The organism is Polaromonas sp. (assembly GCF_029945685.1).
In the GTDB taxonomy this organism is placed as follows: Bacteria; Pseudomonadota; Gammaproteobacteria; order Burkholderiales; family Burkholderiaceae_C; genus Polaromonas.
In genome coordinates, this window is record NZ_JAQSDA010000001.1 from 23,045 (window position 1) to 48,280 (window position 25,236).

Genomic DNA, 25,236 nt, shown 5'->3' on the forward strand with positions numbered 1-25,236 from the left:
GGTGGCATCCGCCGCAAGGTCCCGGTTGCGCGGGGACCCACTACACGACTAGATCTGAAATGCCTCGCCTGTGCGGGGCATTTTTTTTTGCCCTGATTCCGAAATGACAAACATGTAATTTGGAGGCCAGAGTTTTGTAGGGATGCTGTCCCTAGAGTTGTCTACATGCTGGCGGATATGCCAGCACGCCGACGCAAAGGATGGTCCCCCGCGCGGTGCCTGTGCCTCGAAAGGAAATCATCATGTCTACTAAAAAACTTGCGCTTATCGCCGCTTTTGCGGTCTTGTCTGGCGCACCATTAGCCGTATCCGCAGAAATCATTCACCCTGCGGACACGGAGATGGGTTACATCTCTCACCCCGATCATGCCAAGCCAAAGAAGTCCCGCGCAGAGGTTCGGACAGAGCTGGAAGCCGCCATGAAATCCCCCCGATGGGATTTTTGGGCACGCCTGGGAGCGCCGATGCCGGCACCCTCGACCGGACCGGGCAAGTCTCGCGACCAAGTGCGCAATGAAGCGATAGCGGCCAATCGGACAGGCCTGATTCCGCGCGGCGAGTTCTCCTTCTGAACCTTCCAGACTACTGCGGGATGCGAATGCCTACGCGTGTCATGCCGTCAGCGCTTTCACAGAATGCTCGACCTCCGTGCATCATGGCAATAGCGCTGACTATGGCAAGACCCAGGCCATGACTGTCGCCAGAGCGAACGCGCGCCGGATCGGCTTGGTAGAAACGGGAAAACATCCTTTCCTGCGTCTCGGTCGGAATGGGTGGCCCCGGATTGGCAACCGCTATCTCGGCGATGCGGTCGTGCTCGGTCAATGACAGCTTGATGGATTCACCCGGTGCCGTAAACTTGATAGCATTCGATAAAAGGTTCGAAATCGCCCGGCGCATCAGTGCGGGTGAGCAGCGTGCGGTAGCTCGACCTTCAATGACAGCCTTCAGCCCGGAATCTTCAAGGAGTGCATCATAGAACTCACACACCTTCTGAACCTCGGGCCTCAGGTTGGTATCGACCAGGTCCTGAACAACAGTGCCATGATCGGCGTGCGCCAAAAACATCATGTCGTTCACTAGCGATTTGAGGCCTTCCAGTTCCTCCAGATTGGATTCAAGAGTTGCTCGCAAATGCGTCAGCGGCCGATTGGCCGATAACGCCAACTGGGTTCCGCTGATCAGGGTAGCTAACGGCGTGCGCAACTCATGCGCGACATCTGCGTTAAATGATCTCATTTGCTGGTAGGCCGACTCCAGCCGGTCGAGGACACCGTTGAATGCTTGAGCCAATTCCTCCAGCTCACGAGCGGTTCCACTGATATTCAAGCGCAGTGCGAGTGAGCTCGGTGCGATCGTCGCAGCCTGCCGGGACAGGCGGCCTATGGGTCGCAACCCGTACCGGGTTGCTTGCAAACTCAGCGTAAACGTAAGCAGCATGGCGAGTGAGCCGGCCGTTAACATCAGGTAAAGCAGCGCACGCAGGAGTCTGTCGCGCGGGGCCATGTCCAGTGCGATAACAACCGTGCGAAGCTGCAGGGAACCCGTATTCTCCAGGGATGTACGCGTGAAGGCCATTTTTTTTCCTGAAACCGTCTGCACTGCAAAGTCACTTTCGCGCAGATGCCTTACCGGTAATCCGAAACCTCCGTGAACGACCTCATCCCTGTCATTCAGAAGCCAAACCGTCAATTCGCCGTGCCCCGTCATCACATCGTCGATGTGATGACGCAAGGTTTCTAGATTGCCGTCCTGAACTACTTCATCAACAAAATGCTGCACGATGCGTAATTTACCGGTCATCTCTTCGCGAGCGGTTTGCTCCAGGGTGTATGCCACTCCCCAATAAATGGCGATCCCGGCTGCAAGAAACGTCACGGCTGTAACTCCTGCAAGCGACAGCGCCAGACTTGCCGTGATCGAAGATAACTGGGGCCTCATCAGATTCAGGCGATCAGATCGCGCGTTTCCAACACATAGCCCATGCCGCGGACCGTATGCAACAGCTTGGCAGGGAAGGGATCGTCGAGCTTGGCTCGAAGGCGTCGAACGGCGACCTCCACCACGTTGGTGTCGCTGTCGAAGTTCATGTCCCAGACCTGCTCCGCCAGGGTGGTCCGGGAAAGAACTTGCCCCTGCCGGCGAAGCAAGAGCGTCAGCAGATTGAATTCCTTAGCGGTCAGGTTAAGTCGTTCGCCGGCGCGCATCGCCTTGCGCTTGACCAGGTCGAGTTGCAGATCCGCCAACGTCAAAACTGCAGCCTCTGCCAAGGCATGGCCCATGCCGCGACGCAGTAGCGCCAGGACGCGGGCCAGCAGCTCTGAAAACGCGAAGGGTTTAACCAAGTAATCATCGGCACCGTCATGCAAGCCGCGAACTCGGTCTTCCACCTGGTCTCGAGCGGTGAGTATCAACACGGGTACCGCCTTGTTTTTTCGGATCGCTTCAAGCACCCCAAAGCCATCCATGCCAGGAAGCATCACGTCCAGAAGAATCAGGTCGTAGTCGCCGCTGAGTGCGAGATGCCTCCCATCGATGCCGTTGTGCGCGACGTCTACAACATAACCGTTTTCGCTGAGACCCTGGCGCAGGTATTCGGCCAGCTTGAGTTCGTCTTCGACCACCAGAAGGCGCATGAAATTTCCTTTTTTTGCCAGCCGATTGTGCGCTCGGGGAGATTACAGATTTGTAATCTTCCAGTGGGTCTGGCGTCGGGGATGGATATTTAAACTTCTGTTCGTAATGTGATGGTCTTTCAACTTTATGGATGCGATTTTTCAGCATTCGAAACGGATGACGCACCTTCGTCGAGGTGGTCAGCAAACTCGATTCCATTTAGTACATGCCCATGGGCAATATGCAGGACTGATTATTTCTTCCAACCCCCACTCTTGAAAGGTATTCCATGAAATCACGAAACATCCTGCTCGCGCTGCCTTTCGCCTTGCTTTCTTTGTCCGCGATGGCGGCAGGGAATCACGACGATAGCGCGATCGGCAAGCCTGGCGTCGCTTCCAAAGTGACGCGCACAGTCACCGTCGACATGAAAGACGATATGCGCTTCCACTCTTCAAATTTCAACGTCAAACAAGGTGAAACCATTCGCTTCGTCGCCAAGAATTCCGGTAAGGTCAAGCACGAAATGGTATTGGGTACCGAAAAGGATCTCAAGGACCACTATGAGGTGATGAAGAAAAACCCGGAGATGGAACACGCCGACGACAATATGGTCACCGTAGCACCGGGTAAAAGCGGCGAGATCATCTGGCAGTTCACGAGGGCGGGCAGGGTTGACTTCGCCTGCCTGCAGCCGGGCCACTTTGACGCCGGTATGATAGGGCTAGTGAATGTGGCAGCCGACAAACTACCGCCAAAGAGTGACGGCCATAACGATCACAAACACTGACATTTACGGATGCAACTGGCGATAGTCAGGTTGGCGAGTTCGGTATGTCCATGGATTAGGCCGGAATGGAAATCCGCGAAAACAGCGATTTTTGAGCGTTCGGTTTGCTCTTGAGGTCTGCAATTGGCCGAGTAGTAACCGCGGCACCTAAGCTTTCTTTGGCATGGGCTACAGTTGATGCATCTCAATCGCATCGGTGCTCAAATTTTCTAGGATCAGATCCTTTACAAACAAGGAGTTCAGTATGCCAATTTCCATGGCGTTTCGCGGCGCACCCAAGAAGGTTCTGGTTGCCCTATCGCTTTTTCTGCCTTTGACGGTCGCGACTTTCGGCGTGCAGGCGCAGGATGGCGCGCAGGCTTCACCCCAAGTATCGGTCCAGCAAGGGGTCACGGTGAAGGTGACACCCAAGGCGGTCGGTGCCAGCATTTTGCGCTGGCAATTTGCCGTCGTGTTTGACACCCACAGCAGCGACCTCAGCGATGATCTGCTCAAGACCGCAACGCTGATGACTGCCGATGGTCGCGAGATCAAACCGGTTGCGTGGACGGGTGCCGCGCCGGGCGGGCACCATCGCGAAGGCGTGCTTGAGTTTGTCATGACCGCACCTCCGCCCAGTGCCGTTGAGCTCAGGCTGGAGCGTCCGGGCGAGGCAGAATCACGCGTCTTTCGCTGGAAGTTTTGACAAATTTGACGCCTGACAGCGTGCAGCGACCTGGATGCCTTGAAATGCGCTGACGGAACTTTTAGACAAGCATCATGATGGTTGCAGCCGCCGTACCGACAGCGATTGAAACACCGTAGCCGGCTGCGACACGGCGGCCTAGGGATCGACCGCCGATCACCGCGGCTATCAACGCCTTCATTACCATGTTGGCCGCTACTGCGATGCCAACAGCCGTCGCGGTGGGGGTCACCGTCAAGCTGCCTGCAGCCTGCATTTGAAGCACGGTGACCATGATTGCATCGACATCTGCCAGCCCGGAGAGTGTCGCCACCACATACAGGCCCGGATTACCCAGCCACTCTCTGCCGGCCTGAGTCAGTACCATCATCACGGCGAGAAACGCGCCGAAGCCCAGCGCAGTACTCAGATCGAACGGCGCGACGGGATCTCCCTCGGGTGCGATGTCGACTGATGAGTGTCGCTTCCACTGCAATGCGCCCAGGCCGAGTAGCGCGATACCCGCAGCGACCATTGGAACTCCTAGCGGCCTGCCTAGCGCAGGCTGAAGTGAGACGACGATCACCGCCATGCGCAGGAACATCATTCCGCAGGCGGCCAAAGTACCGGCTGCCGCGGCATTGGCCAGCCCCGGTTCAGCTCGAGCACGTCTGGCGAGCGTCAATGTGGCGGCGGTCGAAGAGGCGAGCCCTCCCAGCAGACCGGTCCAGAAAATGCCCCGCTGGGGTCCGGTGAAGCGTATTGCGATATGGCCGCACAGAGACAGGCCGGCGATCAGGACGACCGCCCACCAAAGACGATAAGGATTCAATGCCTTGTAGGGGCCGTAGCCGGCATCCGGCAGCAAGGGCAGGATGACCAGCGACAAGACTAGCAGCTGCAGCGCAGCGCTGAGTTCGCGGTGCTCCACCAGCCGTAGCCAGCGGTGCAGGGTGGGTTTGAGGTCCAGCAACATTGCGACGACGACAGATGCGCCGATAGCAACGGCAGCATGGCCGATGCCCGCCAGTGCGCCCAGGGCGTACGTCAGCAGTGCAGCGACAGCGGTAGTTGCACTCAGGCTGCCATGGGCACGCACACTTTCCCGATAAGACACTGTGGCGAGCAAGGACAAGCCGGCAAGCCCTGCAGCCAGTGGCCAAGGCCCCAGTGTCTGGCTTAGGACGCCGAGCACGCCGCCCAACAAGCCGAACAATGCAAACGTCCGCAATCCCGCGACCCGGCTCCCATCAGCGCCCTCGCGTTCACGCCACCCGCGTTCGAGGCCGATCAAAATGCCGACGGCAAGTGCTGCGGCAAGAGCAGACACCGTGGACGTGATGGAGGCGGATAAGAGGTTCAGGAAAAGATCTCCAATTTTCAAATCAGAGCCCATATTATCTTCAAGGAGATCGAGCAAATGCCTCGTCTTCTTTGTCAATGCAGGCGGCAGACTGACCGGTTTTGTGATCTGGCTTAACTTCCACTTGATGTATGTCAATCAGCTATCGCGTTGGCGAGATAACATTAAAAGCATAAATCTGTACCAGCATGAAGCTCTTTTCCAACATCCGCTCAAAACGCAGCATCGCATTCGTAGCGCTGCTGTTTTGGGTGTTTGCCTTGGCTTCAGGCGTCGCTAATGCTTGTCTTCTGGAGGCTCGCGGAACCCATCTCCACGTAGCAGCCGGATTGGCCGATGCAACGCATGCACCCGCCATATCAACTGGTCATGCTGGGGTCATTGCCGACCACGGCGATGACTCCCGTGCTTCCAAGGCACCGTGCCTTAAGGCTTGCGCCGATGGCGAGTCCTCTGTGTCCCCGCAGAAATTGCGGTCTGTCCAGATCGATCTTGCTGCGGCGCCCTTGGTCGCGGTTCTCTGGACCGCAACTGTTCCTGTCGTTTTCCCGTTTAGTCGAATCGACGAAATGCGGCCCACGACATCTGAGCGACCCCTTCGGGTTCGCTACTCGCGACTAGCACTCTAGCCGTCTGCTGCCGCGTGTTCCAGAGCCTCGCGCTCTGTGATCTTCGCCGCTTCCACATTTTTCCGCCGATTTTGGCTCTTGGTCCTCTTGGTATAGCGGGCAAAGTCGGACATCACGCCGGTACCTGCGCGTGCGCGCATACACACTGTATTTCCCTTCCGTCAACTAACCAGGAGTCTGTCATGACCCATCTCCGTTCAATTTCCCTTGTCATTGCTCTTGCTGCCACTCTCACGTTAGCTGCTTGCACTACCGCTCCAACGATGCCCATGGGCTCGGCAACTGCGGGCAGCATGGCCCCACCCGACCATATGGCCAAGATGGACGCGCAGATGAAGACCATGCAGGGCATGCACGAAAAGATGATGAGCGCCAAAACCCCGGAAGAGCGCAGCAAGCTGATGGCCGAGCACATGAAAACCATGCAGGACGGCATGGCCATGATGGGCGGCATGTCCGGCGCCGGTATGGGTGATATGAAAGGCATGCAAGGCATGACGGGCGATATGGGCGCGCGCCATCAGATGATGGAAAAGCGCATGGAAATGATGCAGACCATGATGAAAATGATGATGGACCGGATGCCTGCCACGCCGGCGAAGTAAGGGGTGTGGTCATGACACCGTTTCGTACAGGTATTGCTCTGGCTGTCACCGTCGGGGTGTTTTATGCCCTGTGCGCGCTGGTCTGGGCTCTTGCCCCAGGGCCTTTTTTGGGTTTCATGAATAACCTCTTCCATGGCATGAACTTCAACAGCATGGTTCAGCCTCGGCCATTCGGGTGGCAAGGTTTCTTGACGGCGCTGCTCGTACTGAGCACCTGGGCGCTATTGGCAGGGGCTTTTTTCGCCTGGCTGCTCAATCGAATGACGCGTTGATTGCCGGCTCTAGCGCGCTGGCGGGGTAGTTAAAGCTTGTAAAGGTAAGTTATATGTTGAAGAGAAGACAGCTGTTTCAGTTTGCCGGTGTGGCGGCCGTGGCCGCCGCCGGGGGCGCCGCCTGGATGTATTACGGATCGCCTCGTTCCGAGGCGTTGGCGGGCGGGCCGTTTCGCCACTATCCCTTCGATCCGGTGGCCGCAGATAATTTCCAGCAGAAGCTGTTCATTCCTGTCGGCAGCGGGCCGTTCGGGGTACTCGATGTCGCCGGGCCGCTCAAAATCCGCGCTACGGCGGCGAGCTTCCCGTTGCTGCCCGGCCGCGAATCCCCCTTCTTGCTGTACCAGACCGAGCAGGCGGGCAAGGCCTACCAGAACCCTATTTTGCGCATTGAGAGCGGCGCGCGTTTCACGGCCAGCCTGGACAACGCGCTCCAGGAGCCGACGATCATCCACTGGCACGGGCTGCACACACCCGCCGCCATGGACGGCCACCCGGCCAGCACCATCGGTCCGGGCGGGCGCTATGCGTATGACTTCAAGGTGAACAACCGCGGCGGCACCTATTGGTACCACACGCACGCGCATGAATTGACCGCCGAACAGGCCTATCACGGCCTGGCGAGTTTCTTCCTGGTGGACGACGATGACCAGCGCAGAGTCAGCAAGGCACTTGATCTGCAGCTCGGCGTCACCGATTTGCCCCTGGTCATTCAGGACAAGCAGTTCGACGCGCAGGGCAAGCTGTTGTACAAGCCTGGTGCCCATGAAGCCATGATGGGCTGGCTGGGCGACATCATGCTCGCCAACCTGACACCCAATGCGGTGCAGGCCGTCACACCGCGCACCTACCGCCTGCGGCTGCTCAACGGGTCGAACGCGCGCATTTACCGGCTCGCCTTCGTCAGGGGAAACAAGGCGCTTGACTTCACCGTCATCGGCACCGACGGCGGCCTGATCGAACGGCCGGAAACGGTGAGCGAAGCCTTTCTCGCGCCGGGCGAACGCCTTGACGTGCTGTTCGACGCAGGCCAGGCGCGGCCCGGTGAGGACATCTTCCTCAGAAGTCTGACCTTCGACGCGATGGAAAACGAAGGACCTGCTGCCGGCCCGGGCGGCATGCCGGGCATGAGCGGCATGGGCATGGGCCAGATGATGGCCAGCATGTCCTCGTCACGATTGCCGCTGGGCCTGGAGTTCAATATCTTGAAACTGTCTGTCACGGCCGGCGAGCGCGTCGTCGCCAAACTGCCGGCCACGCTGTCTCAGGTCAAGCCGATTCCCACCGAGGGCGCGACGCAGCGCAAGATCGAACTGTCGATGGGGCAAATGCGCTTCCTGATCAACGGATACACCTTTCGGATGGACGAAATCGCATTCGACGTTAAACGCGGTGCAGTGGAGATCTGGAGCATCAGCAACCCGGCGCTGGGCATGCCGCATCCGATGCACATCCACGGCTTTTCGTTCCAGGTGCTCGAACGCATTGGCAGCCCGCCTCAGATAGCGGCCATGGCGCGGTTCGGTCAGGGCCGCACCGTAAGCGACCTCGGCTGGAAAGACACCGTGCTGGTTTGGCCCGGTGAAACGGTGCGGGTGGCAATCGACTTCGCCCACGATTACCCCGGCGACCAGACCTATGTATTCCATTGCCACAACCTGGAACACGAAGACGGCGGGATGATGATCAATTTTCGCGTCAAGGCGTGAAGGCGAATCTATACACGGGCTTAGGCAATTCAACTCACAGGAAAACTTACCATGAACACACTTAAATTTGATATCAGCGGAATGACTTGCGGCGGTTGCACGGGTAGCGTGCAGCGAACTCTGAAAAAAATTGACGGAGTCAGTCACGCCGAAGTGACTTTGAATCCGGGCGTCGCTACCGTTGTGACTGATCCCGCCCGGGTGTCGCCCGCGCAAATTGAATTGGCGATCACCAGCCTTGGCTACCCGGCTAAGGCGCGCCCGGCAGATCAAGGTCAATAGGCCCGGCCATGAGCAGGAAGAGCCGCAAACAAGCCCAGCAGAGATGGCCACACGGCACTCCCCGTGACCATGGTCGCGACTCGGATGTCTCTACTCCAAGCGACGCCAGGCTGCGGGCCCGCTGAATTATTTGTATTGGTAAATGCATGAAAACAAAAACCATCGAGGTTGGCGATCTGGTCTCCACACTGAGCGCCACAGGCGTTGAGAAGCAGCTCTCTACGCTTCCGGGTGTCCATCACGTAGACGTGAACTACGTCGCCGGCAGCGCGACCGTGCACTATGATGAATCGCGGATCGAGCTTGAAACTATCCGGCAACGCGTGATCGACTGCGGCTATCACTGCCGCGGCCAACTCCTCCCAGCCCATGTTTGCGCTCCGGAGCAGCATAAGACGGCAGGAGATGCACATGCCGGACATGCCGGACATGCCGGGCACACCATGCCTGGCGGCGATTCGGGGACTGAGCTGCGAGCCGCGGTGAAAGCTGCGCCAGCGGCGCGTGGCGACCATGGTTCTCACGGTGGTCACGGCGACCCTTCCGCTAACGGGAAGGCCGACATGATGCATGACATGGGGCACGCACCGGGTATGTCGATGGAGGACATGGCCAAGGACATGCGCAACCGCTTCCTTGTAGCACTGTTGTTCGCAATTCCAGTGTTTCTGTATTCACCGATGGGGCAGATGTTTGGCGACTTTGCTACTCCGTTTGGCATCGACCGCAAGCTGTTTCTGTTCGTCGTCGCGACAGGTGCCATTGCCTATCCGGGCTGGCCCTTCTTCATCGCTGCTTGGCGTGCTGCGCGCAACAAGGTTGCGAACATGGCGACCCTGGTCGTCCTGTCGGTAGGCACGGGGTACGTCTTCAGTGTCGGCGCCACTTTCCTTTATGAAGGTGAGGTGTTTTACGAAGCGGCAGCCGTGTTGCTGGTCTTCATCTTGTTGGGGCATTGGTTGGAGATGCGCGCGCGCGCCGGAGCTTCGGACGCGATCCGCTCCTTGATGGATCTGGCCCCACCCATGGCCACAGTGCTGCGTGGTGGCGTCGAGGTCAAGGTCCCTACTGCCGAGGTATTGGTCGGGGAGACAGTTGTCATCAAACCGGGAGACAAGATTCCGGTGGATGGCGAAATTTTTGAGGGCGGTTCGCAGGTCGATGAATCCATGCTGACCGGCGAGTCCATGCCAGTAAAAAAGGTCGTTGGCGATGCGGTCATCGGCGCTACGATCAACAAAAGCGGCAGCTTCCGCTACAAGGCTACCAAAGTCGGCGCAGACACCGCGCTCGCGCAGATTGTCAAGTTAGTCCAGGAAGCGCAGAACTCAAAGGCCCCGGGCCAGTTGCTGGCGGATAGGGCCTCGCAGTGGCTGGTGCTGGCTGCCATTGTTATCGGGCTGCTCACCTTCAGCGTCTGGTTCTGGGTCTTGGGCCAGCCTTTGCTGTTCGCCCTGACTTTAACGATCACGGTATTCGTGATTGCCTGCCCCGACGCCCTGGGGCTGGCCACCCCGATGGCCATCATGGTCGGGACCGGACTTGGGGCCATGAACGGCATCCTCTTCAAGAACGCTGCCGCGCTGGAAAACGCCACCAAGTTGACAGTCATCGTCTTCGACAAGACGGGCACGCTCACGCTCGGGCAGCCAGACGTCGTGGAAATGGTCACCGCGCCAGGTGTCAACGACGCGCAGCTGCTGGCCACGGCAGCGGCTGTGGAGAAGTTCTCCGAGCATCCTTTGGCGCTTGCAATACTCAAGCGAGCCGGCACCACGCCGACTGAGGTCGCGACGGGTTTTACCAATATTGATGGGCAGGGCGCTCGCGCAGCTATCAACGGTGAAAACGTCTTGCTCGGCAATCGTCAGCTGATGGAATCTGAAAACGTCGCCTTGGAGGAGCTCTCGTCGCAAGCCTCCCGTCTTCAGGGCGGCGGCCGCACCGTGGTGTATGTCGCTCGGGCTGGCAAGCTGATAGGCCTGATTGCCATCGCCGATGCCGTCCGGCCAACCTCCATGGCGACGATCGCCAAGCTGCAGGAGCGTGGCGTGAAGGTCGCGATGATCACCGGGGACAATCAGTCCACAGCGGATCGGATTGGGAAAGAACTCGGCATCGACATCGTTCTAGCCGATGTGTTGCCTGGCCAGAAGGCCTCCAAGATCAAAGAACTGCAGGCCCAGGGCCATAAGGTCGGCATGGTCGGCGACGGCATTAACGACGCTCCGGCCCTGACACAGGCTGATGTGGGCTTCGCAATTGGCGCGGGCACTGACGTGGCGATGGAGAGCGCCCAAGTCATTTTGATGAAGAGCGATCCCTATGACGTGGTCGGTGCCATCGAGCTGTCACGCGCCACGCTGCGCAAGATGCACCAGAACCTGTGGTGGGCTGTCGGCTACAACGTAATTGCCTTTCCTCTGGCGGCCGGCGTCTTTTACCCATTCACCCTGTCGCCCGAGGTCGCAGCACTGTCGATGTCCGGCAGCTCGGCCCTGGTAGCAATCAATGCATTGCTACTCAAACGCACCAAGCTCGCTGGTATTAGACACCAGAAGCCGCAAGCTTCAACGACAACGGCCGCAGGGGTTTCATCATGATAAAGCGGTACTCGGTTCCAAGCGACATGGACTCAGATTGTTCGAAACATAGAAGGTAGACCATGAGCACGAGCACACATCGTCCTAAGGGAAGACCTGGGCGAGTTACCGCAACACAGGCCAGGTCTTCAGCCAAGCCGGTTTCAGACGCCTCACCCGGCGAGTCTGCCGCGCCAAAGGTGCAAGCCGCGACAGACAGTTTGGGGGCGTTGGATGCCGCGTGGCGCTATTACATCGATTCCGTGCAGCGCGGCGTGCTGTTCTTCGACGTGCTACGCGAACGCGGCGACAACATGCTTGCCCACGAGCGCGCTGGCCAGCCGCCTTTGCTCGACTTTGAGCATGAACTGGTGCTGGATGCCCGCACTTTCGCAAAACCCGCCAACTACGCGCTGCTGCGCATCACACGCTGTGGCCCCACACATGCCAGCGATTTCGAGCGGCAAGACCTGAGGCCGGTTCTGGTGATTGATCCGCGTGCCGGTCACGGTCCAGGTATCGGCGGTTTCAAGCACGACTCCGAGGTTGGCGTGGCACTGCACGAGGGGCACCCGACCTATTTCGCCAGCTTCTTCTCCGAGCCTTGCCCGGGCCAGACGCTCAGTAACGTGATCCATGCACTGCGCGCGTTCGTAGAAGAGATCGTACGTCGCCACGGCGTGGCACCGGCTCTTTACGGCAACTGTCAGGGCGGTTGGGCTGTGGCGCTGCTGGCCGCCGAATGTGAGGGTCTCGACGGTCCGGCAGTGCTCAATGGTTCGCCGCTGTCGTACTGGGCCGGTGCCGAAAAAGTGAACCCGATGCGCCTTGCTGGCGGCCTGCTGGGCGGCGAGTGGCTCACGCACCTGATGGCCGATCTTGGCGGTGGGCGGCTCGATGGCGCCTGGCTGGTGCAAAACTTCGAGGGTCTAAATCCGGCCAATACCTGGTGGGAGAAGAACTACAACCTTTACGCCCATGTGGATACCGAACGCGAACGTTTCCTTGAATTCGAACGCTGGTGGTCAAGCTACTTTTTCCTCAGCCGCGAAGAAATCCTCGCCACCGTTGAGAACCTGTTCATCGGAAACCGGTTAGAGCAAGGCCAGGTCCAACTCGACTCGTGCGATATGGCCGATCCCTGTGTCGTAGACCTGAAGCGCATCCGCAATCCGATGGTGATCTTCGCCTCCAGCGGCGACAACATCACACCACCGCATCAGGCGCTGGCCTGGCTTCCCGCGATCTACCCTGACACAGCCACGCTCAAAGCCGCGGGACAGCGCATCGTGTACCTTCTCAATCCGCATGTCGGGCACCTGGGAATTTTCGTGTCAGCCAGCGTTGCACAACATGAACACCGGGCCATTCTGGAAAACATCGAAACCTTCAAGAATCTGGCACCCGGGCTGTATGAGATGAAGCTCGGAGAGCCGGTCAAAAGCCGGGCAGTGCGCGGAGCTGAAAAACCAGCTGGCGGTGATACGTCATTGCCAAGGCACAAAGTCTGGTTCGAGGAGCGGCGTATCGAGGACTTGCAGTTCAACTATCCACGAAAGGCCTTCGAGAAAGTGGCAGTAGTGTCGCAGTGGAACGAGTTGGCATATCGCACCTGGGCCAGCCCCTGGATCAAGTGGAGTGCCAACCCGGTGTCTGCATTCACGCAAAAGTGGGGCCACCCGATGCGTCTGCGGCGCTACCTGTTCTCGCCGCAGGTGACGCCAGCGATGGCTTGGGTGACCTTCGCCGCGGAGTGGGTCCGGCGGAACCGACAGGCTGCATCCAAAGATAACCCGTGGCGGTTACGGGAAGAGGAGGCGGGGAAATTTATTTCCGCCACGCTGGAACAGTGGCGTGTACAGCGCGATGCTGCAGAGGAGCATCTGTTCACAACCTTATACGGAAGATCATGAAGTACTCCTATCGCGATCGACGCCATTCGATGATGACAGCTCATACCGCATCCGTGTCCATAGCACCGGTCTCTGAGGAACTTAGCCATGAATGAAGAACCGCGCATTTTGACATTCCGTACACGGCCCTTGAGCCCTGTATTTTCTCCAACCACGATCCTCGAAAGGACTTTCACATGAAACGCTTACTTTCCTTACGCCGCCGCCAACGCGGCAAGGTCTCGACCTGGATATTCGCTGGTTTTGCGGCGGTCGCGCTGTTCTTCCTTTTGACAGAACATCGCGCTCATCTTTTCGGCTGGCTGCCCTTCCTGCTCTTGGGGGGCTGCGTGTTGATGCATATGTTCCACGGTGGTCATGGGGGCCACGGTCAACATCGATCTGACGATACGCCCGGCCGCCGCGACCAAGACGCAGCACCCGGAGAGGTTACCCCGAAGCCGGGCGCATCAGCGTCATCTGGCACCCACCACCACTGAACCTATTTCGGAGTCAAGGACATGGACCAATCTTCTGCACCAGCCTATGGGCTGTGGACGCTGGTAGTCATCAATTCACTGGTGTTCATTATTTTCGCTTTTAGTTTCGCCAAGCCGCAGAGCCCAAGGGACTGGCGCTCGTTCAGTGCCTTCTCCGGGTTTCTGGTGGCGCTTTTTGCCGAGATGTATGGCTTCCCGCTAACCATCTACCTGATGTCGGGATGGTTGAGCACCAAGTTCCCGGGTGTGGACTTCCTCTCGCACGATGCCGGTCATTTGTTGGAAGTGATGTTCGGCTGGCGTGCTAATCCCCACTTCGGTCCGTTTCATCTGCTTAGCGCCTTATTCATCGGCGGCGGCTTTTGGCTGCTGTCCGCAGCTTGGTCGGTGTTGTACGCGAACCAGCGTGCAGGAACACTTGCTCAAAGTGGCGCATATGCAAGGGTTCGGCATCCCCAGTACGTGGCGTTTGTGATGATCATGTTCGGCTTCCTGCTGCAGTGGCCAACGGTACTGACGCTGGTGATGTTCCCAGTCTTGTGTGTGATGTACGTGCGGCTTTCCTATACGGAGGAGCGCGAATCGGCACAGCGTTTTGGGGATGAATGGGATCGCTACGCGAGCCGAACACCTCGATTTATTCCGAACTTTGGCGGATCACCTTCGACGCAACACCCCACTTAACACGTCGCTGGGCATTGGAAATCATCTCACTTGGGGCGCTACGACATGACCGACGATCCATCTTTCCGCTATGCATGGTTAATCTGGGCCTCGGCATTTATGGTGCCGTGGGCACTGCTGTTCTACTTCCGCCCCGAACAGCGCCGTCCCATGCTTTGGGCCAGCACGCTGACCACACCCTTCGGTCTGACAGAGCCGCTTTTCGTGCCCGCCTACTGGAATCCACCCAGTCTGTTTGATCTGGCCCAACGAACAGGCTTTGATATTGAAAGCCTGATCTTCTGTTTCGCGATCGGTGGCCTAGGCGTGGCCGGCTATCGCGCTCTAACTTCATTACCACTCAGAAGCATGGATCACCGAGCGAGATCGATGCCACAGCATCGCTGGCACCTGTTGGCGCTAGCCAGTCCAATTTTCGTCTTCGGTGGCCTGATGGTGATGCGTTGGAATCCAATTTATCCCGGAATTCTGGCGATGTTTTCAGGGGCAATGGCAACACTCTTTTGCCGGCCGGACCTCTGGCGAAACACACTCTTCGGCGGAGGCGTTTTTCTGGCGCTGTATGCGGTCTTTCTGCTCGGGTTGAAGTGGTTTTGGCCCGGTTACGTTGAGGCCGTCTGGAACCTGGGCGCTTTGCTTGCCTGGCGTCCGGGTGGTTTGCCTATAGAGGAGCTCTTGTTTGGCTTCGCTTTCGGCATGTACTGGAGCAGTGTTTATGAGCATCTCACCTGGCGGCAGCGGGACATGGCGCGGATTCGCCGAGTCGTAAGTGCCGGAAGAGGTGTTACGTGAAAAGAGACTCGTGCGGCCGTGCCGGAAGGACGAAAGCGAAGGGCGCGTCGGCAGCGATATGGCTCGCTGAGCCCGACCTCACAGGCGTCCAGAGGCGTGACACCCCAGATCTCGCGGTAGCCCAGTATCGATTGATAAAGGAGAACGAATGAACAACATGATCCAGGTAGGCATCGTCGGCTACGGGGTGATCGGCAAGCGTGTTGCCGAAGCCATCAAAAATCAGCCGGATATGGCATTAGCGGGCGTAGCCGATGTTGCCGCAGACTGGCGCATTCTGGGCGCCGTGACGCAACAAATACCCCTCTATGCCGCGGACGCGTCGGCAAGCCAGCGCATGCGAGAGGCGGGTTTTCATCTCAGCGGGTCGCTTGATGATCTCTTGGGCATCAGCGACATCGTCGTGGACTGTACGCCCAAGCGCGTTGGTGCCAGCAATGCGGAGCGCTATCGCGCCGCCGGAAAGGCATTTATTCTTCACGGCGGCGAAAAACATGAAGTAACTGGGCATTCCTTCGTGGCTGAGGCGAACTACGCCTCGGCGGTCGGTCGCCGAGCGACCCGTGTGGTGTCTTGCAATACCACATCGATCGTTCGCACCCTGGGTGCCCTCAAACGCGCCGGCTTGCTCAAACGCGCGCGCGGCACACTGCTGCGGCGCGCCACCGACCCATGGGAAAGTCATCTGGGCGGCATCATGAACACGGTGCTTCCCGAACCTTCGATTCCGAGCCACCAGGGGCCCGATGCGCGCAGCGTTGACCCCGATCTCGACGTGGTGACGATGGCGGTCGCTGTTCCGACGACGATTGCGCACGTCCATTATTGGGCGGTTGATATGACCCGTTCAGCGAGCAAAGAGGAAGTTCTGGAGACCTTTTCCCGCTCCAGCCGGATCGCCCTAATCAAAGGCAGTACCGGCCTCACTGCCCCAAACGTGGTCAAGGAGTTGATGGCCGACAGCGGCCGGCCGCACGACAGCCTGTACGAAGTAGGACTTTGGTCCGACATGCTGCACGTGGAAGGCGCGGAGTTGTTCTATGCCTACATGGTAGACAACCAGGCCATCGTTATTCCAGAGACGATAGACGCCATCCGTGCGCTGGGGATAAGGGGTGTGCCGGCAAGCGAATCCATTGCCATGACAGACGCCTCTTTAGGCGTGGGCGCACCGTTCGCATCAAAAAAATGGCCTTCGTCATGAGAGAGAGGTTCTTCGTATACGACCGGTGGTTGCCGTACTGCAATGGCTAAACCAGTGTTTGTGTCATCCGAAACCGTATTTTCAATCACTTTCCTGAAAGTTCCCACATGAAACTCGCATTTCTCGGTGCCGCGGGCACTGTCACCGGTTCCAAGACACTCGTCACCCATGAAGGGAAACAGCTGCTCGTCGATTGTGGTCTGTTTCAAGGCTACAAAAATTTACGCTCGATGAACTGGGAGGAATTCCCATTCGATCCGAAGCAACTCGATGCCGTCATCCTGACGCATGCGCACCTCGATCATTCCGGGGCCTTGCCATTGCTCGTCAAGCAGGGTTTTCGTGGTCCGGTATTTGCCACGCCATCCACGATTGAAGTCTGCGGAGTTCTGCTGCCCGACAGCGGAAGGTTGCAGGAAGAAGACGCGGAGTATGCCAACCGCCGCCAGCGGTCTAAACACACACCAGCCCTGCCGCTGTACACCGAAGAGGATGCTTTCCGGGCCTTGCGTCGTCTGGAGCCGTTGCCTTTTGATGCCCCCGCCAGAGGCGTCGCCGGTATGCATCTCCGCCTACGGCCAGCGGGGCATATTCTGGGCGCCGGTTCGGTCGAGGTGACGGCGGGCGAGACCACCATCTTGTTCTCAGGCGACCTGGGCCGCCCGGACGATCTCGTCATGCGGGCGCCTGCGCCTATCGAGCGGGCTGACTATATCGTCGCCGAATCGACGTACGGTGACCGCCTTCATGACGGGGCAGATGCCGAAACTCTGCTGGGCGAGGTGATCAGGCGCACGGCCGCACGGGGAGGTGTCGTAGTAATTCCCGCGTTTGCAGTCGGGCGAGCCCAATCGCTTTTGTATTCGATTTACCGCTTAAAAGAGCGTTCGGAAATCCCTGACATGCCCGTATACCTGAACAGCCCGATGGCAATCGACATGACCGATATCTATCACCGCTATCGCGCCGAGCACCGGCTGTCGCCGGAGGAGTGCATCGGGATGTGTCAGGTCGCGAAAATGGTTCGTACAGTAGAGGAGTCGCGTGCGCTGGTCGCCCAACATTACCCGGCCGTTATCGTATCGGCTAGTGGCATGGCCACTGGTGGGCGGGTGCTGCATCACCTGAAGGCGCTGGCGCCGGATAGACGCAACACCATCTTGTTCGCCGGATTCCAGGCTGGGGGCACACGCGGCGGCAGGATAGTTGCCGGCGAGAAAAGCATTCGCATTCACGGGGAGGATGTCGCCGTCAATGCCGAAGTGGTGTCTTTGCCAGGCATGTCCGCCCACGCCGACGCGCGCCAGATCGTCGATTGGCTCAAAACTTCTCCGAAGGCACCTCGGGGTGTTTTCCTCAATCATGGCGAACCGGCTCCGGCAGATGCGCTCCGGCAACGCATAGAGCGTGAACTCGGCTGGTCTGTGACCGTCCCGCGGCTGGGCCAGACCTTGGAGATTGCACGATGAACGGAGTTGGATTGCGGCTGCGTCCCCTGGGGATAGACACACACCAGGAATTCGTGATCTACATGCGGCGTGATTGCCACGTCTGCCGCGCTGAAGGGTTCGAAGCGCAAACACGCGTCGAGGTAGACCTGCACGACCGTCGCATCATAGCGACAATCAACGTCGTCGATTCAGATCTGCTGGCGGAGGGGGAGGTCAGTCTTTCAACCAGCGCCTGGAAAGCGTTGAATGCCATTTTGGGAGACATCGTCGGCGTGGCGCATGCGCCGACACTCGACTCTCTGAGTGCCATGCGTGCCAAGATCTACGGTCATCGGCTTGATGCCCCTGCGCTCAAGGCCATCGTGACGGACGTCGCTGCGGGCCGATATTCGGATTTGCACATCGCCGCCTTCCTGAGTGCCTGCGCGGGTGGGCGTATGGACCTCCAGGAAACAATCGATCTGACGCGAGCAATGGTTGACGTGGGGGAGCGTATTGATTGGGGGCGAACCCCCATTGCGGACAAGCACTGCATAGGAGGTTTGCCTGGCAACCGGACAACCCCCATCATAGTTTCCATAGTCGCTGCAGCTGGGCTGACAATGCCAAAGACTTCATCCCGCGCGATCACTTCACCGGCTGGGACCGCCGATGTGATGGAGACGTTGACCCGTGTTGATCTGGATCTACCTGCAATGCGCCGTGTCGTCGAACGCGAGGGCGGTTGTTTTGTATGGGGAGGGGCGCTGACCCTGAGTCCGGCGGATGACTTGCTGATCCGTGTTGAGCGTCCACTGGACCTTGATAGCGACGCCCAGCTGGTCGCGTCCGTGTTGTCCAAGAAGATTGCCGCCGGGGCGACGCACGCGGTGATCGACATTCCCGTTGGTCCCACCGCCAAGATTCGGACCAATGAAGATGCGCATCGCCTTCAGGTCCTGCTTGAACAGGTAGCTGCTGCACATGGAATCCACTTGCGGGTTGTCCGCACGAACGGTGCACAGCCCGTTGGGCGTGGCGTTGGCCCCGCACTGGAAGCGCATGACGTCCTGGCGGTGTTGCGCGGTGCGGCTGCGGCCCCTGTGGATCTTCGCATGCGGTCGCTGGTGCTGGCTGGAGATCTTTTGGAGTTCTGCGGGCATAGCATTCCAGGCGCCGGCAAATCGGAGGCTTGGCGACTACTTGACAGCGGCGCGGCCTGGGACAAGTTTCAGGCTATCTGCGAGGCGCAAGGTGGGTTGCGCGAGCCCGGTGTCGCCCCTTTGCTTGAAGCGGTGACAGCCGAACGTACCGGCTATGTCTCCGGCATCGACAGTCGACGGCTCGCGCGGGTTGCGAAACTCGCCGGTGCGCCTGGCGCTCCCACTGCCGGGCTCTCTTTACATGTGAAGTTGGGCGATCCTGTGCAGCTTGGTCAGCCCTTGTTCACATTGCACGCGGAGGCACCGGGAGAACTGGCCTACGCTAAGCGCTATCTCGCGACGCACCCGATTTTGACACTGGGCGAGGAGGCAAAATCATGAAGCCCGTGGGGATCGCCATGCCTGGCAATGAACGTCTTACCGACGATCTGGCTGCTCGTTTTGATTTCGATCGCGGACTTGCAACGGTTCGCCGTTTCCCCGACGGAGAATCCCATGTGAGGGCTGAAACCTCGGTCGAAGGGCGACATGTGTTCATCGTGTGCACGCTTGACCGACCGGATGACAAACTGGTGCCGCTCCTGCTTCTGGCATGCGCCATCCGCGAAGCTGGTGCGGTATCGGTCGGCTTGGTGGCTCCATACCTGGCCTACATGCGTCAGGATCGGCAGTTTCACGCGGGTGAGACGATCAGCGCTCAGCATATAGCGGCGTGGATCTCACGCCATGTGGACTGGTTGGTCACTGTAGATCCTCATTTGCACCGGATTGCGGAGCTATCGCAGGTTTACAGTATTCCTTCGCGGGTGGCCCATGCGGCAGACGGCGTCGCAAGCTGGGTACGGCTGAATGTAAGCCAACCGCTTTTGATTGGGCCTGACGAGGAAAGCGCCCAGTGGGTAAGGGATGTGGCGCAGCGCGCGGAAGTGCCTTTCATCATATTGGCAAAGACCCGGCGAGGCGATCGTGATGTCGAAGTGTCCGTCCCTGAGGTTGATCGCTGGCGCTCGCACACGCCAGTGCTGGTGGACGACATCGTTTCGACCGCACGGACCATGATCGAAACCGTTGGCCATCTACGCCGTATCGGTCTGGCCGCACCCGTGTGCGTGGCCGTGCATGCTGTGTTCGCACAAACGGCTTTTGAGGATCTGCATGCGGCCGGCGCGGCTGACATAGTGAGCTGCGACACGATTTCTCACCCGTCCAATCGCATCGCACTGGCCTCCGCCATTGCAGCCAGCATGCGCGAGTTTCTTCCATGAATCTGAACCAGACTATCCGGGAGACCGCCATGTCGTTCGTGTTGTCAAAACTGGCTGCACATTTTGTGCTGCTCATCCTCGCACTTGGGTCGTCCGCCGTTCTGGCACAGGCGCGCCTCGAACGCGACGGTGTGGTTCTCTACTGGGGTCTCGTGCCCGCCGCAGTCGTGTCAGAGAAACACGCTTTAGAAGACATGCATGGTGTCGTGCCGCAGGACGGTGGCCAAGTCCACCACCTCGTCGTTGCCCTGTTCACAAGTAGCGGCGCGCGTATCGGGGACGCCGTGGTGCGCGCCCAGCTCAGCGAAACCGGGATTGTCGATACGCCGCCAAAGTACCTGACGCCGATGAGTGTCAACGGCCAAATGACCTACGGCCAGTTGTTCTCGACCGCCAGGAGCGGGCCGTACCGCTTCCGCGTCATGGTCAAGCTGGCCAGCCGAGCCACCGAGATCGAGTTCGCTGTGTCGGCCTGGTCGCCTCATCGCGAAGTCCGATAAGCTATCCCGCCCAAGAACCCGTTGGTCAACCTTCAAAGGCCCACAGTGACAAGTAACACTCCAGCCAGCGCGTCAGATGCAGCCACTGCAGACTTAACGGCTGTCAGAATCTTCGATCGTTTGATGCGAGGCTACGCTGGATCAGCTTCCCTGCGGCTGTGGAACAACATCCTGCATGCGCCCGGTGATCAGTTGCCATCCTTCACGCTGGTGCTGCGCGATCCCGCCATCCTGCGTCGTCTGATTCTTGAGCGTAGTCCGCTGTTATTGGCGGATGCCTACTTCCGGGGTGTGATTGATTTCGAGGGTGACCTGTACAGCGCACTCTCACTAAAGACGCATTTCGAGCGCCTATCCCTTACTTGGCACGACAAGCTTGCCCTGCTGCGCGATGCCTGGCGCCTGCCCGCCATGACGGATCCCAATCTCAAGCCGGGTGATACCTTGGCTTCCCGGATCGCCCGGCGTTTCTCCCATCGCCACTCGAAAGACAGTGACCGTGCCGCGATCCAGTTTCACTACGACGTCTCCAACGAGTTTTATCGCTTGTGGCTAGACACGGAGCGCGTGTACTCATGCGCCTATTTCACTAGCCTTGACGAATCGCTGGATCAGGCGCAGCGCAACAAGCTGGAGCATATCTGCCGCAAGCTTCGACTTCAGCCCGGCGAGCGGCTGCTTGACATCGGCTGCGGCTGGGGGGCCCTGGTGTGCTGGGCTGCCAGGCATCATGGCGTGCGGGCCCACGGCATCACGCTTAGCCAGCAGCAGTTCGAGTACGCCCAGCAGCGTATCAAGGCAGACGGGTTGCAGGAACTGGTAACTGTGGAGCTGCGCGACTATCGGGACATGGCCGGCGAACGCGTCTACGACAAGGTGTCGAGCGTCGGCATGTTCGAGCATGTCGGCTTGAGCAACCTGCCGACCTATCTGTCGACCGTCATGCGCCTGCTGCGTCCTGGCGGACTGTTCCTCAATCACGGCATCACGCACGACGAAGAGGGCTGGAACAAGACGGTGGCCACTGAGTTCATCAACCGCTATGTCTTCCCGGATGGCGAACTCGATTGTGTCAGCAACATTCAACTCGGGATGGAGCGCGCGGGATTCGAAATCCACGATGTTGAGGGTCTGCGGCCGCACTACGCGCTGACGTTGCGCCATTGGGTGCAACGACTGGAGGCCAACCGCGACGCTGCGCTGCGCGAAGTTGGCGAGGCGACCTATCGTGTGTGGCGCTTGTACATGGCAGCCTGCGCGCTAGAGTTCGAGTCTGGTGGAACAGGGATTTACCAAATTCTCGCCTCCAGGCGCAACCTTGGCGAATGGCCGGTTCCACTATCGCGGCGCGACCTCTACGCAGACTGCAGTGGCCTAAATTCAGGAGTGAATTGAATGTGCTTTTCCGCCACGGCCAGTTTCACCGCGGGTGCTTTTCTGCTTGGCCTGGGTACGCTGACGCTGCGATCGGCGCGGTGTCGACGCGAATTACCGTTCGCCGCAATACCGCTGTTGTTCGCAATCCAGCAGCTGAGCGAGGGTGTGATTTGGCTGACGTTTAGCCACGAGGCGCCCTTGCTCAATACGGTGATGACACATGTGTATTCCTTCTTTTCACATGTGTTGTGGCCAGTCTACGTGCCGGTCGCCGTGTTGCTGATTGAACCACCCGGACGCCGACGGCAAGCGCTTGTCGTTTTTTCCGCCGCTGGCATCGCGGTGGGAGCGTACCTGCTGTACTTCCTGGTCGCATTCCCCATCGTCTCGCGACCCATCGGCCAGCACATCGAGTACGTTTCACCGCATTTCTATGCTGCGGTGGCCATGACGCTTTACCTGATGTCAACCACCGTCAGTCTTTTGCTGTCAACGCATAGAACGGTGAAAGCCTACGGAGTCCTTGCGCTGTTGTCCTTTGGCTTGGCCTATTGGTTCTATACAACCTGGTTTATCTCGGTATGGTGCTTCTTTGCCGCGCTGTTGAGCGTTGTCGTTTCTCTTCACTTTCTTTTGCTTAGAGACGGACATCACAAGCCGAAGCGTATGTGCGGGCATCCGGCGTTGGATCGACTATCCGAACGCAGCCCGCCTGATCACTATTCATAGGAGTACAAACACTAGACATGGTGAAGACCCGCATCGTCGTCGGGCACCGTTGCACTGTCAAGCGGTTGGGGAAATCTGCTTGAACTGCTGCTGCGTGGTTGTGAGGGTTGTAGTCAATCTGACTGGCCTTCTCTTTGAGACAACAGTTGAATTAAACATTTTGGAGAAAAGAGTATGCGAAAACTATTGGCTGTCCTGACCGCAGCATTGGCGCTGAGCCTAACGGGCTGTGGGTACAACACATTTCAGACAAATGACGAGCAAGTCAAGGCGAGTTGGTCGGAGGTCGTCAACCAATACCAGCGCCGTGCGGATCTGGTTCCCAATCTCGTCAATACCGTGAAGGGCGAAGCAAAGTTCGAGCAGGACACCCTGGCGAGGGTGATTGATGCGCGTTCAAAGGCTACATCAATCCAGGCTACCCCGGAGCTTGTCAATGACCCCGTGGCATTTCAAAAATTTCAGCAGGCTCAAGGTGAACTGACTGGTGCATTGTCGAGGCTGTTGGCTGTTTCAGAGAACTACCCGAACTTACGGGCCAACCAGGGTTTCCGGGACCTGCAAGCGCAGCTGGAAGGGACCGAGAATCGCATTACGGTTGCACGCAATCGCTATATCAAGTCGGTGCAGGACTACAACGTGACGGTGCGGACCTTTCCCACCAATCTGACGGCGATGGTGCTCGGCTACAAGCAAAAGTCCAACTTCACCGTCGAGAACGAAAAGGAGATTTCCAAGCCGCCCAGTGTCGGTTTTGACTCCGCACCTGCCAATCCCAAAGTCGGTGCTTCAGGTGTGGCCAAATGATTGCGAGAAGCGCAGGCAGGGCCTTATTCCTTGCATTCGCACTTGGCTGGGCTGCATTCTCTATAGCGCAAGCACCGGTCCCGCCTTTGTCTGGGCATGTCATTGATCTAACCGGCACGCTTGCCGCAGAGCAGAAGGCCTCACTGGAGAAAACGTTGACAGCGTTTGAGACAAGGAAGGGCAGTCAGCTTGCTGTCCTGATAGTCCCGTCATCAGCGCCGGAAGAAATCGAGCAATTTTCCTTGCGGGTTGCAGAGCAATGGAAGCTCGGACGCAAGAAAGTTGATGACGGTGCTATCCTGGTTGTTGCCAAAAACGATCGCACGCTACGTATTGAGGTGGGATATGGCCTGGAAGGGCCGCTCAATGACGCCACCAGCAAACGCATCATCAGCGAAACCATTCTGCCTCGCTTCAGGCAGCAAGACTTCTACGGTGGCATCACGGCCGGGGTCGAGCAGATCATCCGCGTCGTTGACGGTGAGCCCTTGCCGGCACCCATCGGGCAACCTGCCACCAGTACCGGAGACGTCCGGCAGTACGCCCCTATCCTTTTCATTGTCGCTCTCGCAGTGGGCGGCGTGTTGCGGGCAACGTTGGGCAAAGTACCCGGCTCGCTGGTCACAGGTGGGGCAGTTGCAGTAGTTGCCTGGCTTATCGCTGGCGCCTTATCCGTGGCGTTGCTCGCTGGAGTGATCGCGCTGTTCATCACGTTGTTAGGTGGAGGCATGGGCGGGCATGGACACGGCGGGCACTACGGAGGATTCGGGCGAGGCGGCTTTGGTGGCGGTGGCTTCAGAGGAGGAGGCGGTGGCTTCGGTGGCGGCGGCGCGTCGGGGAAATGGTAATCATGAATATCAAACGCATCTTGACGCATTTACTGCTCACCGAAGGGCGGGTCAGGCGAGCCTTTCCGCGCAGTACTTTGAGCGCTATCGAAAAAGCTATCAAAGCAAGCGAGACCGCGCATGTCGGAGAAATCCGATTTGTCGTGGAGGGCGGGCTAGACGGCATGCCGCTGTTTAAGGGGCAGACGGCCAAAGAACGGGCCGTTGAAGTTTTCTCGCAACTCCGCGTTTGGGATACCGAAGACAACAGTGGTTTGCTGATTTACTTGCTGCTCGCTGATCGGGCGGTAGAAATTGTTGCCGACCGCGGGATTCACGCAAAAGTGGGATCACAAGAATGGAGCAAGGTTTGCCGCCAGATGGAAACGGCCTTCAAACAATCGAACTATGAGAGCGGTGCGCTCAAAGGCGTGCAGGCTGTGACGCAGCATCTGGTGGAGAATTTTCCCGCCAATGGTCGCAGTGTTGATGAACTGCCGGACAAGCCGGTAATCCTTTAAGGCTGGTCGATTTCAAACTTAGGAGTGTCATTA

General features: G+C 58.5%; 25 protein-coding genes. 22 read left to right on the plus strand and 3 right to left on the minus strand.

Annotated elements, in window-relative coordinates; all coding sequences use genetic code 11:
* Window positions 1-242 precede the first annotated feature (242 nt).
* A complete protein-coding gene (locus tag PSV26_RS00125; protein WP_300566273.1) occupies window positions 243-572 on the plus strand; it encodes a DUF4148 domain-containing protein in 330 nt (109 codons plus the stop codon).
* A gap of 10 nt (window positions 573-582) precedes the next feature.
* On the opposite strand, the gene PSV26_RS00130 is transcribed toward PSV26_RS00125, so the two are convergent.
* The gene (locus PSV26_RS00130) at window positions 583-1,941 is read right to left on the minus strand and encodes a heavy metal sensor histidine kinase (protein WP_300566276.1); all 1,359 of its coding nucleotides are present in this window, start codon (window positions 1,939-1,941) and stop codon (window positions 583-585) included.
* Between the two features lie 5 nt (window positions 1,942-1,946).
* Window positions 1,947-2,636 (minus strand): heavy metal response regulator transcription factor, encoded by a 690-nt coding sequence (locus tag PSV26_RS00135; RefSeq protein ID WP_300566279.1) that lies wholly within the window; start codon window positions 2,634-2,636, stop codon window positions 1,947-1,949.
* Between the two features lie 269 nt (window positions 2,637-2,905).
* On the opposite strand from PSV26_RS00135, the gene PSV26_RS00140 reads away from it, so the two are divergent.
* On the plus strand, window positions 2,906-3,406 hold the full coding sequence (locus PSV26_RS00140) for a cupredoxin family protein (protein WP_300566282.1): 501 nt from the start codon (window positions 2,906-2,908) through the stop codon (window positions 3,404-3,406).
* Between the two features lie 244 nt (window positions 3,407-3,650).
* A complete protein-coding gene (locus tag PSV26_RS00145) occupies window positions 3,651-4,091 on the plus strand; it encodes a hypothetical protein (RefSeq protein WP_300566285.1) in 441 nt (146 codons plus the stop codon).
* A gap of 61 nt (window positions 4,092-4,152) precedes the next feature.
* Here the strand turns inward: PSV26_RS00145 and PSV26_RS00150 are convergent, their stop codons facing one another.
* Window positions 4,153-5,571, minus strand: coding sequence for an MgtC/SapB family protein (locus tag PSV26_RS00150; RefSeq protein WP_366945946.1), 1,419 nt, complete (start codon window positions 5,569-5,571; stop codon window positions 4,153-4,155).
* A gap of 673 nt (window positions 5,572-6,244) precedes the next feature.
* Between PSV26_RS00150 and PSV26_RS00155 the strand changes: the two genes are divergently transcribed.
* The 19 genes from PSV26_RS00155 (at window position 6,245) to PSV26_RS00245 (ending at window position 25,203) form a co-directional block, all read left to right on the plus strand.
* Window positions 6,245-6,667: a hypothetical protein gene (locus tag PSV26_RS00155; RefSeq protein ID WP_293595806.1), complete on the plus strand. Its 423-nt coding sequence runs from the start codon at window positions 6,245-6,247 to the stop codon at window positions 6,665-6,667.
* 11 nt (window positions 6,668-6,678) lie between these two features.
* Entirely contained in the window at window positions 6,679-6,939 is a 261-nt protein-coding gene (locus PSV26_RS00160) for a DUF5676 family membrane protein (RefSeq protein ID WP_293595805.1), read from the plus strand.
* A gap of 98 nt (window positions 6,940-7,037) precedes the next feature.
* Window positions 7,038-8,648, plus strand: coding sequence for a multicopper oxidase family protein (locus PSV26_RS00165; RefSeq protein WP_300566288.1), 1,611 nt, complete (start codon window positions 7,038-7,040; stop codon window positions 8,646-8,648).
* Window positions 8,649-8,699: 51 nt separating this feature from the next.
* Window positions 8,700-8,930 (plus strand): heavy metal-associated domain-containing protein, encoded by a 231-nt coding sequence (locus PSV26_RS00170; protein ID WP_293595803.1) that lies wholly within the window; start codon window positions 8,700-8,702, stop codon window positions 8,928-8,930.
* Between the two features lie 146 nt (window positions 8,931-9,076).
* On the plus strand, window positions 9,077-11,533 hold the full coding sequence (locus tag PSV26_RS00175; protein ID WP_300566290.1) for a cation-translocating P-type ATPase: 2,457 nt from the start codon (window positions 9,077-9,079) through the stop codon (window positions 11,531-11,533).
* Window positions 11,534-11,595: 62 nt separating this feature from the next.
* Entirely contained in the window at window positions 11,596-13,425 is a 1,830-nt protein-coding gene (locus PSV26_RS00180; RefSeq protein ID WP_300566293.1) for a DUF3141 domain-containing protein, read from the plus strand.
* Window positions 13,426-13,601: 176 nt separating this feature from the next.
* The gene (locus tag PSV26_RS00185) at window positions 13,602-13,904 is read left to right on the plus strand and encodes a DUF2933 domain-containing protein (protein ID WP_293595800.1); all 303 of its coding nucleotides are present in this window, start codon (window positions 13,602-13,604) and stop codon (window positions 13,902-13,904) included.
* Window positions 13,905-13,925: 21 nt separating this feature from the next.
* Window positions 13,926-14,588 (plus strand): isoprenylcysteine carboxylmethyltransferase family protein, encoded by a 663-nt coding sequence (locus PSV26_RS00190; protein ID WP_293595799.1) that lies wholly within the window; start codon window positions 13,926-13,928, stop codon window positions 14,586-14,588.
* Between the two features lie 45 nt (window positions 14,589-14,633).
* Window positions 14,634-15,380: a lycopene cyclase domain-containing protein gene (locus PSV26_RS00195; RefSeq protein ID WP_293595798.1), complete on the plus strand. Its 747-nt coding sequence runs from the start codon at window positions 14,634-14,636 to the stop codon at window positions 15,378-15,380.
* A 148-nt stretch (window positions 15,381-15,528) separates the two neighbouring features.
* Window positions 15,529-16,584, plus strand: coding sequence for a type II glyceraldehyde-3-phosphate dehydrogenase (locus tag PSV26_RS00200; protein WP_293595797.1), 1,056 nt, complete (start codon window positions 15,529-15,531; stop codon window positions 16,582-16,584).
* A gap of 107 nt (window positions 16,585-16,691) precedes the next feature.
* Window positions 16,692-18,053 (plus strand): MBL fold metallo-hydrolase, encoded by a 1,362-nt coding sequence (locus tag PSV26_RS00205; protein WP_293595796.1) that lies wholly within the window; start codon window positions 16,692-16,694, stop codon window positions 18,051-18,053.
* Window positions 18,050-19,558, plus strand: a complete 1,509-nt coding sequence (locus PSV26_RS00210) for a thymidine phosphorylase family protein (RefSeq protein ID WP_300566298.1) — start codon at window positions 18,050-18,052, stop codon at window positions 19,556-19,558. The genes PSV26_RS00205 and PSV26_RS00210 overlap by 4 nt, the downstream gene beginning before the upstream one ends.
* Window positions 19,555-20,442, plus strand: coding sequence for a ribose-phosphate pyrophosphokinase (locus tag PSV26_RS00215; protein WP_300566301.1), 888 nt, complete (start codon window positions 19,555-19,557; stop codon window positions 20,440-20,442). The genes PSV26_RS00210 and PSV26_RS00215 overlap by 4 nt, the downstream gene beginning before the upstream one ends.
* Entirely contained in the window at window positions 20,439-20,942 is a 504-nt protein-coding gene (locus tag PSV26_RS00220) for a hypothetical protein (RefSeq protein ID WP_300566304.1), read from the plus strand. The genes PSV26_RS00215 and PSV26_RS00220 overlap by 4 nt, the downstream gene beginning before the upstream one ends.
* Window positions 20,943-21,065: 123 nt before the next feature.
* On the plus strand, window positions 21,066-22,337 hold the full coding sequence (locus PSV26_RS00225; protein ID WP_293595816.1) for a cyclopropane-fatty-acyl-phospholipid synthase family protein: 1,272 nt from the start codon (window positions 21,066-21,068) through the stop codon (window positions 22,335-22,337).
* Entirely contained in the window at window positions 22,338-23,048 is a 711-nt protein-coding gene (locus tag PSV26_RS00230) for a DUF6629 family protein (RefSeq protein WP_300566306.1), read from the plus strand.
* A gap of 174 nt (window positions 23,049-23,222) precedes the next feature.
* A complete protein-coding gene (locus tag PSV26_RS00235; RefSeq protein WP_300566309.1) occupies window positions 23,223-23,855 on the plus strand; it encodes a LemA family protein in 633 nt (210 codons plus the stop codon).
* A complete protein-coding gene (locus PSV26_RS00240) occupies window positions 23,852-24,703 on the plus strand; it encodes a TPM domain-containing protein (protein ID WP_300566312.1) in 852 nt (283 codons plus the stop codon). Before PSV26_RS00235 ends, PSV26_RS00240 begins: the two co-directional genes overlap by 4 nt.
* 2 nt (window positions 24,704-24,705) lie before the next feature.
* A complete protein-coding gene (locus PSV26_RS00245) occupies window positions 24,706-25,203 on the plus strand; it encodes a TPM domain-containing protein (protein ID WP_300566315.1) in 498 nt (165 codons plus the stop codon).
* Window positions 25,204-25,236: the final 33 nt, after the last annotated feature.

Bases quoted from the DNA above. Each gene is read 5' to 3' on its own strand.
- PSV26_RS00200 (WP_293595797.1), top strand. From the start codon at position 15,529: ATGAACAACATGATCCAGGTAGGCATCGTCGGCTACGGGGTGATCGGC.
- PSV26_RS00190 (WP_293595799.1), top strand. From the start codon at position 13,926: ATGGACCAATCTTCTGCACCAGCCTATGGGCTGTGGACGCTGGTAGTC.
- PSV26_RS00205 (WP_293595796.1), top strand. From the start codon at position 16,692: ATGAAACTCGCATTTCTCGGTGCCGCGGGCACTGTCACCGGTTCCAAG.
- PSV26_RS00140 (WP_300566282.1), top strand. From the start codon at position 2,906: ATGAAATCACGAAACATCCTGCTCGCGCTGCCTTTCGCCTTGCTTTCT.
- PSV26_RS00130 (WP_300566276.1), bottom strand. From the start codon at position 1,941: ATGAGGCCCCAGTTATCTTCGATCACGGCAAGTCTGGCGCTGTCGCTT.
- PSV26_RS00155 (WP_293595806.1), top strand. From the start codon at position 6,245: ATGACCCATCTCCGTTCAATTTCCCTTGTCATTGCTCTTGCTGCCACT.
- PSV26_RS00170 (WP_293595803.1), top strand. From the start codon at position 8,700: ATGAACACACTTAAATTTGATATCAGCGGAATGACTTGCGGCGGTTGC.
- PSV26_RS00235 (WP_300566309.1), top strand. From the start codon at position 23,223: ATGCGAAAACTATTGGCTGTCCTGACCGCAGCATTGGCGCTGAGCCTA.
- PSV26_RS00195 (WP_293595798.1), top strand. From the start codon at position 14,634: ATGACCGACGATCCATCTTTCCGCTATGCATGGTTAATCTGGGCCTCG.
- PSV26_RS00210 (WP_300566298.1), top strand. From the start codon at position 18,050: ATGAACGGAGTTGGATTGCGGCTGCGTCCCCTGGGGATAGACACACAC.
- PSV26_RS00160 (WP_293595805.1), top strand. From the start codon at position 6,679: ATGACACCGTTTCGTACAGGTATTGCTCTGGCTGTCACCGTCGGGGTG.
- PSV26_RS00225 (WP_293595816.1), top strand. From the start codon at position 21,066: ATGCGAGGCTACGCTGGATCAGCTTCCCTGCGGCTGTGGAACAACATC.
- PSV26_RS00135 (WP_300566279.1), bottom strand. From the start codon at position 2,636: ATGCGCCTTCTGGTGGTCGAAGACGAACTCAAGCTGGCCGAATACCTG.
- PSV26_RS00180 (WP_300566293.1), top strand. From the start codon at position 11,596: ATGAGCACGAGCACACATCGTCCTAAGGGAAGACCTGGGCGAGTTACC.
- PSV26_RS00220 (WP_300566304.1), top strand. From the start codon at position 20,439: ATGAATCTGAACCAGACTATCCGGGAGACCGCCATGTCGTTCGTGTTG.
- PSV26_RS00145 (WP_300566285.1), top strand. From the start codon at position 3,651: ATGCCAATTTCCATGGCGTTTCGCGGCGCACCCAAGAAGGTTCTGGTT.
- PSV26_RS00175 (WP_300566290.1), top strand. From the start codon at position 9,077: ATGAAAACAAAAACCATCGAGGTTGGCGATCTGGTCTCCACACTGAGC.
- PSV26_RS00230 (WP_300566306.1), top strand. From the start codon at position 22,338: ATGTGCTTTTCCGCCACGGCCAGTTTCACCGCGGGTGCTTTTCTGCTT.
- PSV26_RS00125 (WP_300566273.1), top strand. From the start codon at position 243: ATGTCTACTAAAAAACTTGCGCTTATCGCCGCTTTTGCGGTCTTGTCT.
- PSV26_RS00240 (WP_300566312.1), top strand. From the start codon at position 23,852: ATGATTGCGAGAAGCGCAGGCAGGGCCTTATTCCTTGCATTCGCACTT.
- PSV26_RS00185 (WP_293595800.1), top strand. From the start codon at position 13,602: ATGAAACGCTTACTTTCCTTACGCCGCCGCCAACGCGGCAAGGTCTCG.
- PSV26_RS00215 (WP_300566301.1), top strand. From the start codon at position 19,555: ATGAAGCCCGTGGGGATCGCCATGCCTGGCAATGAACGTCTTACCGAC.
- PSV26_RS00245 (WP_300566315.1), top strand. From the start codon at position 24,706: ATGAATATCAAACGCATCTTGACGCATTTACTGCTCACCGAAGGGCGG.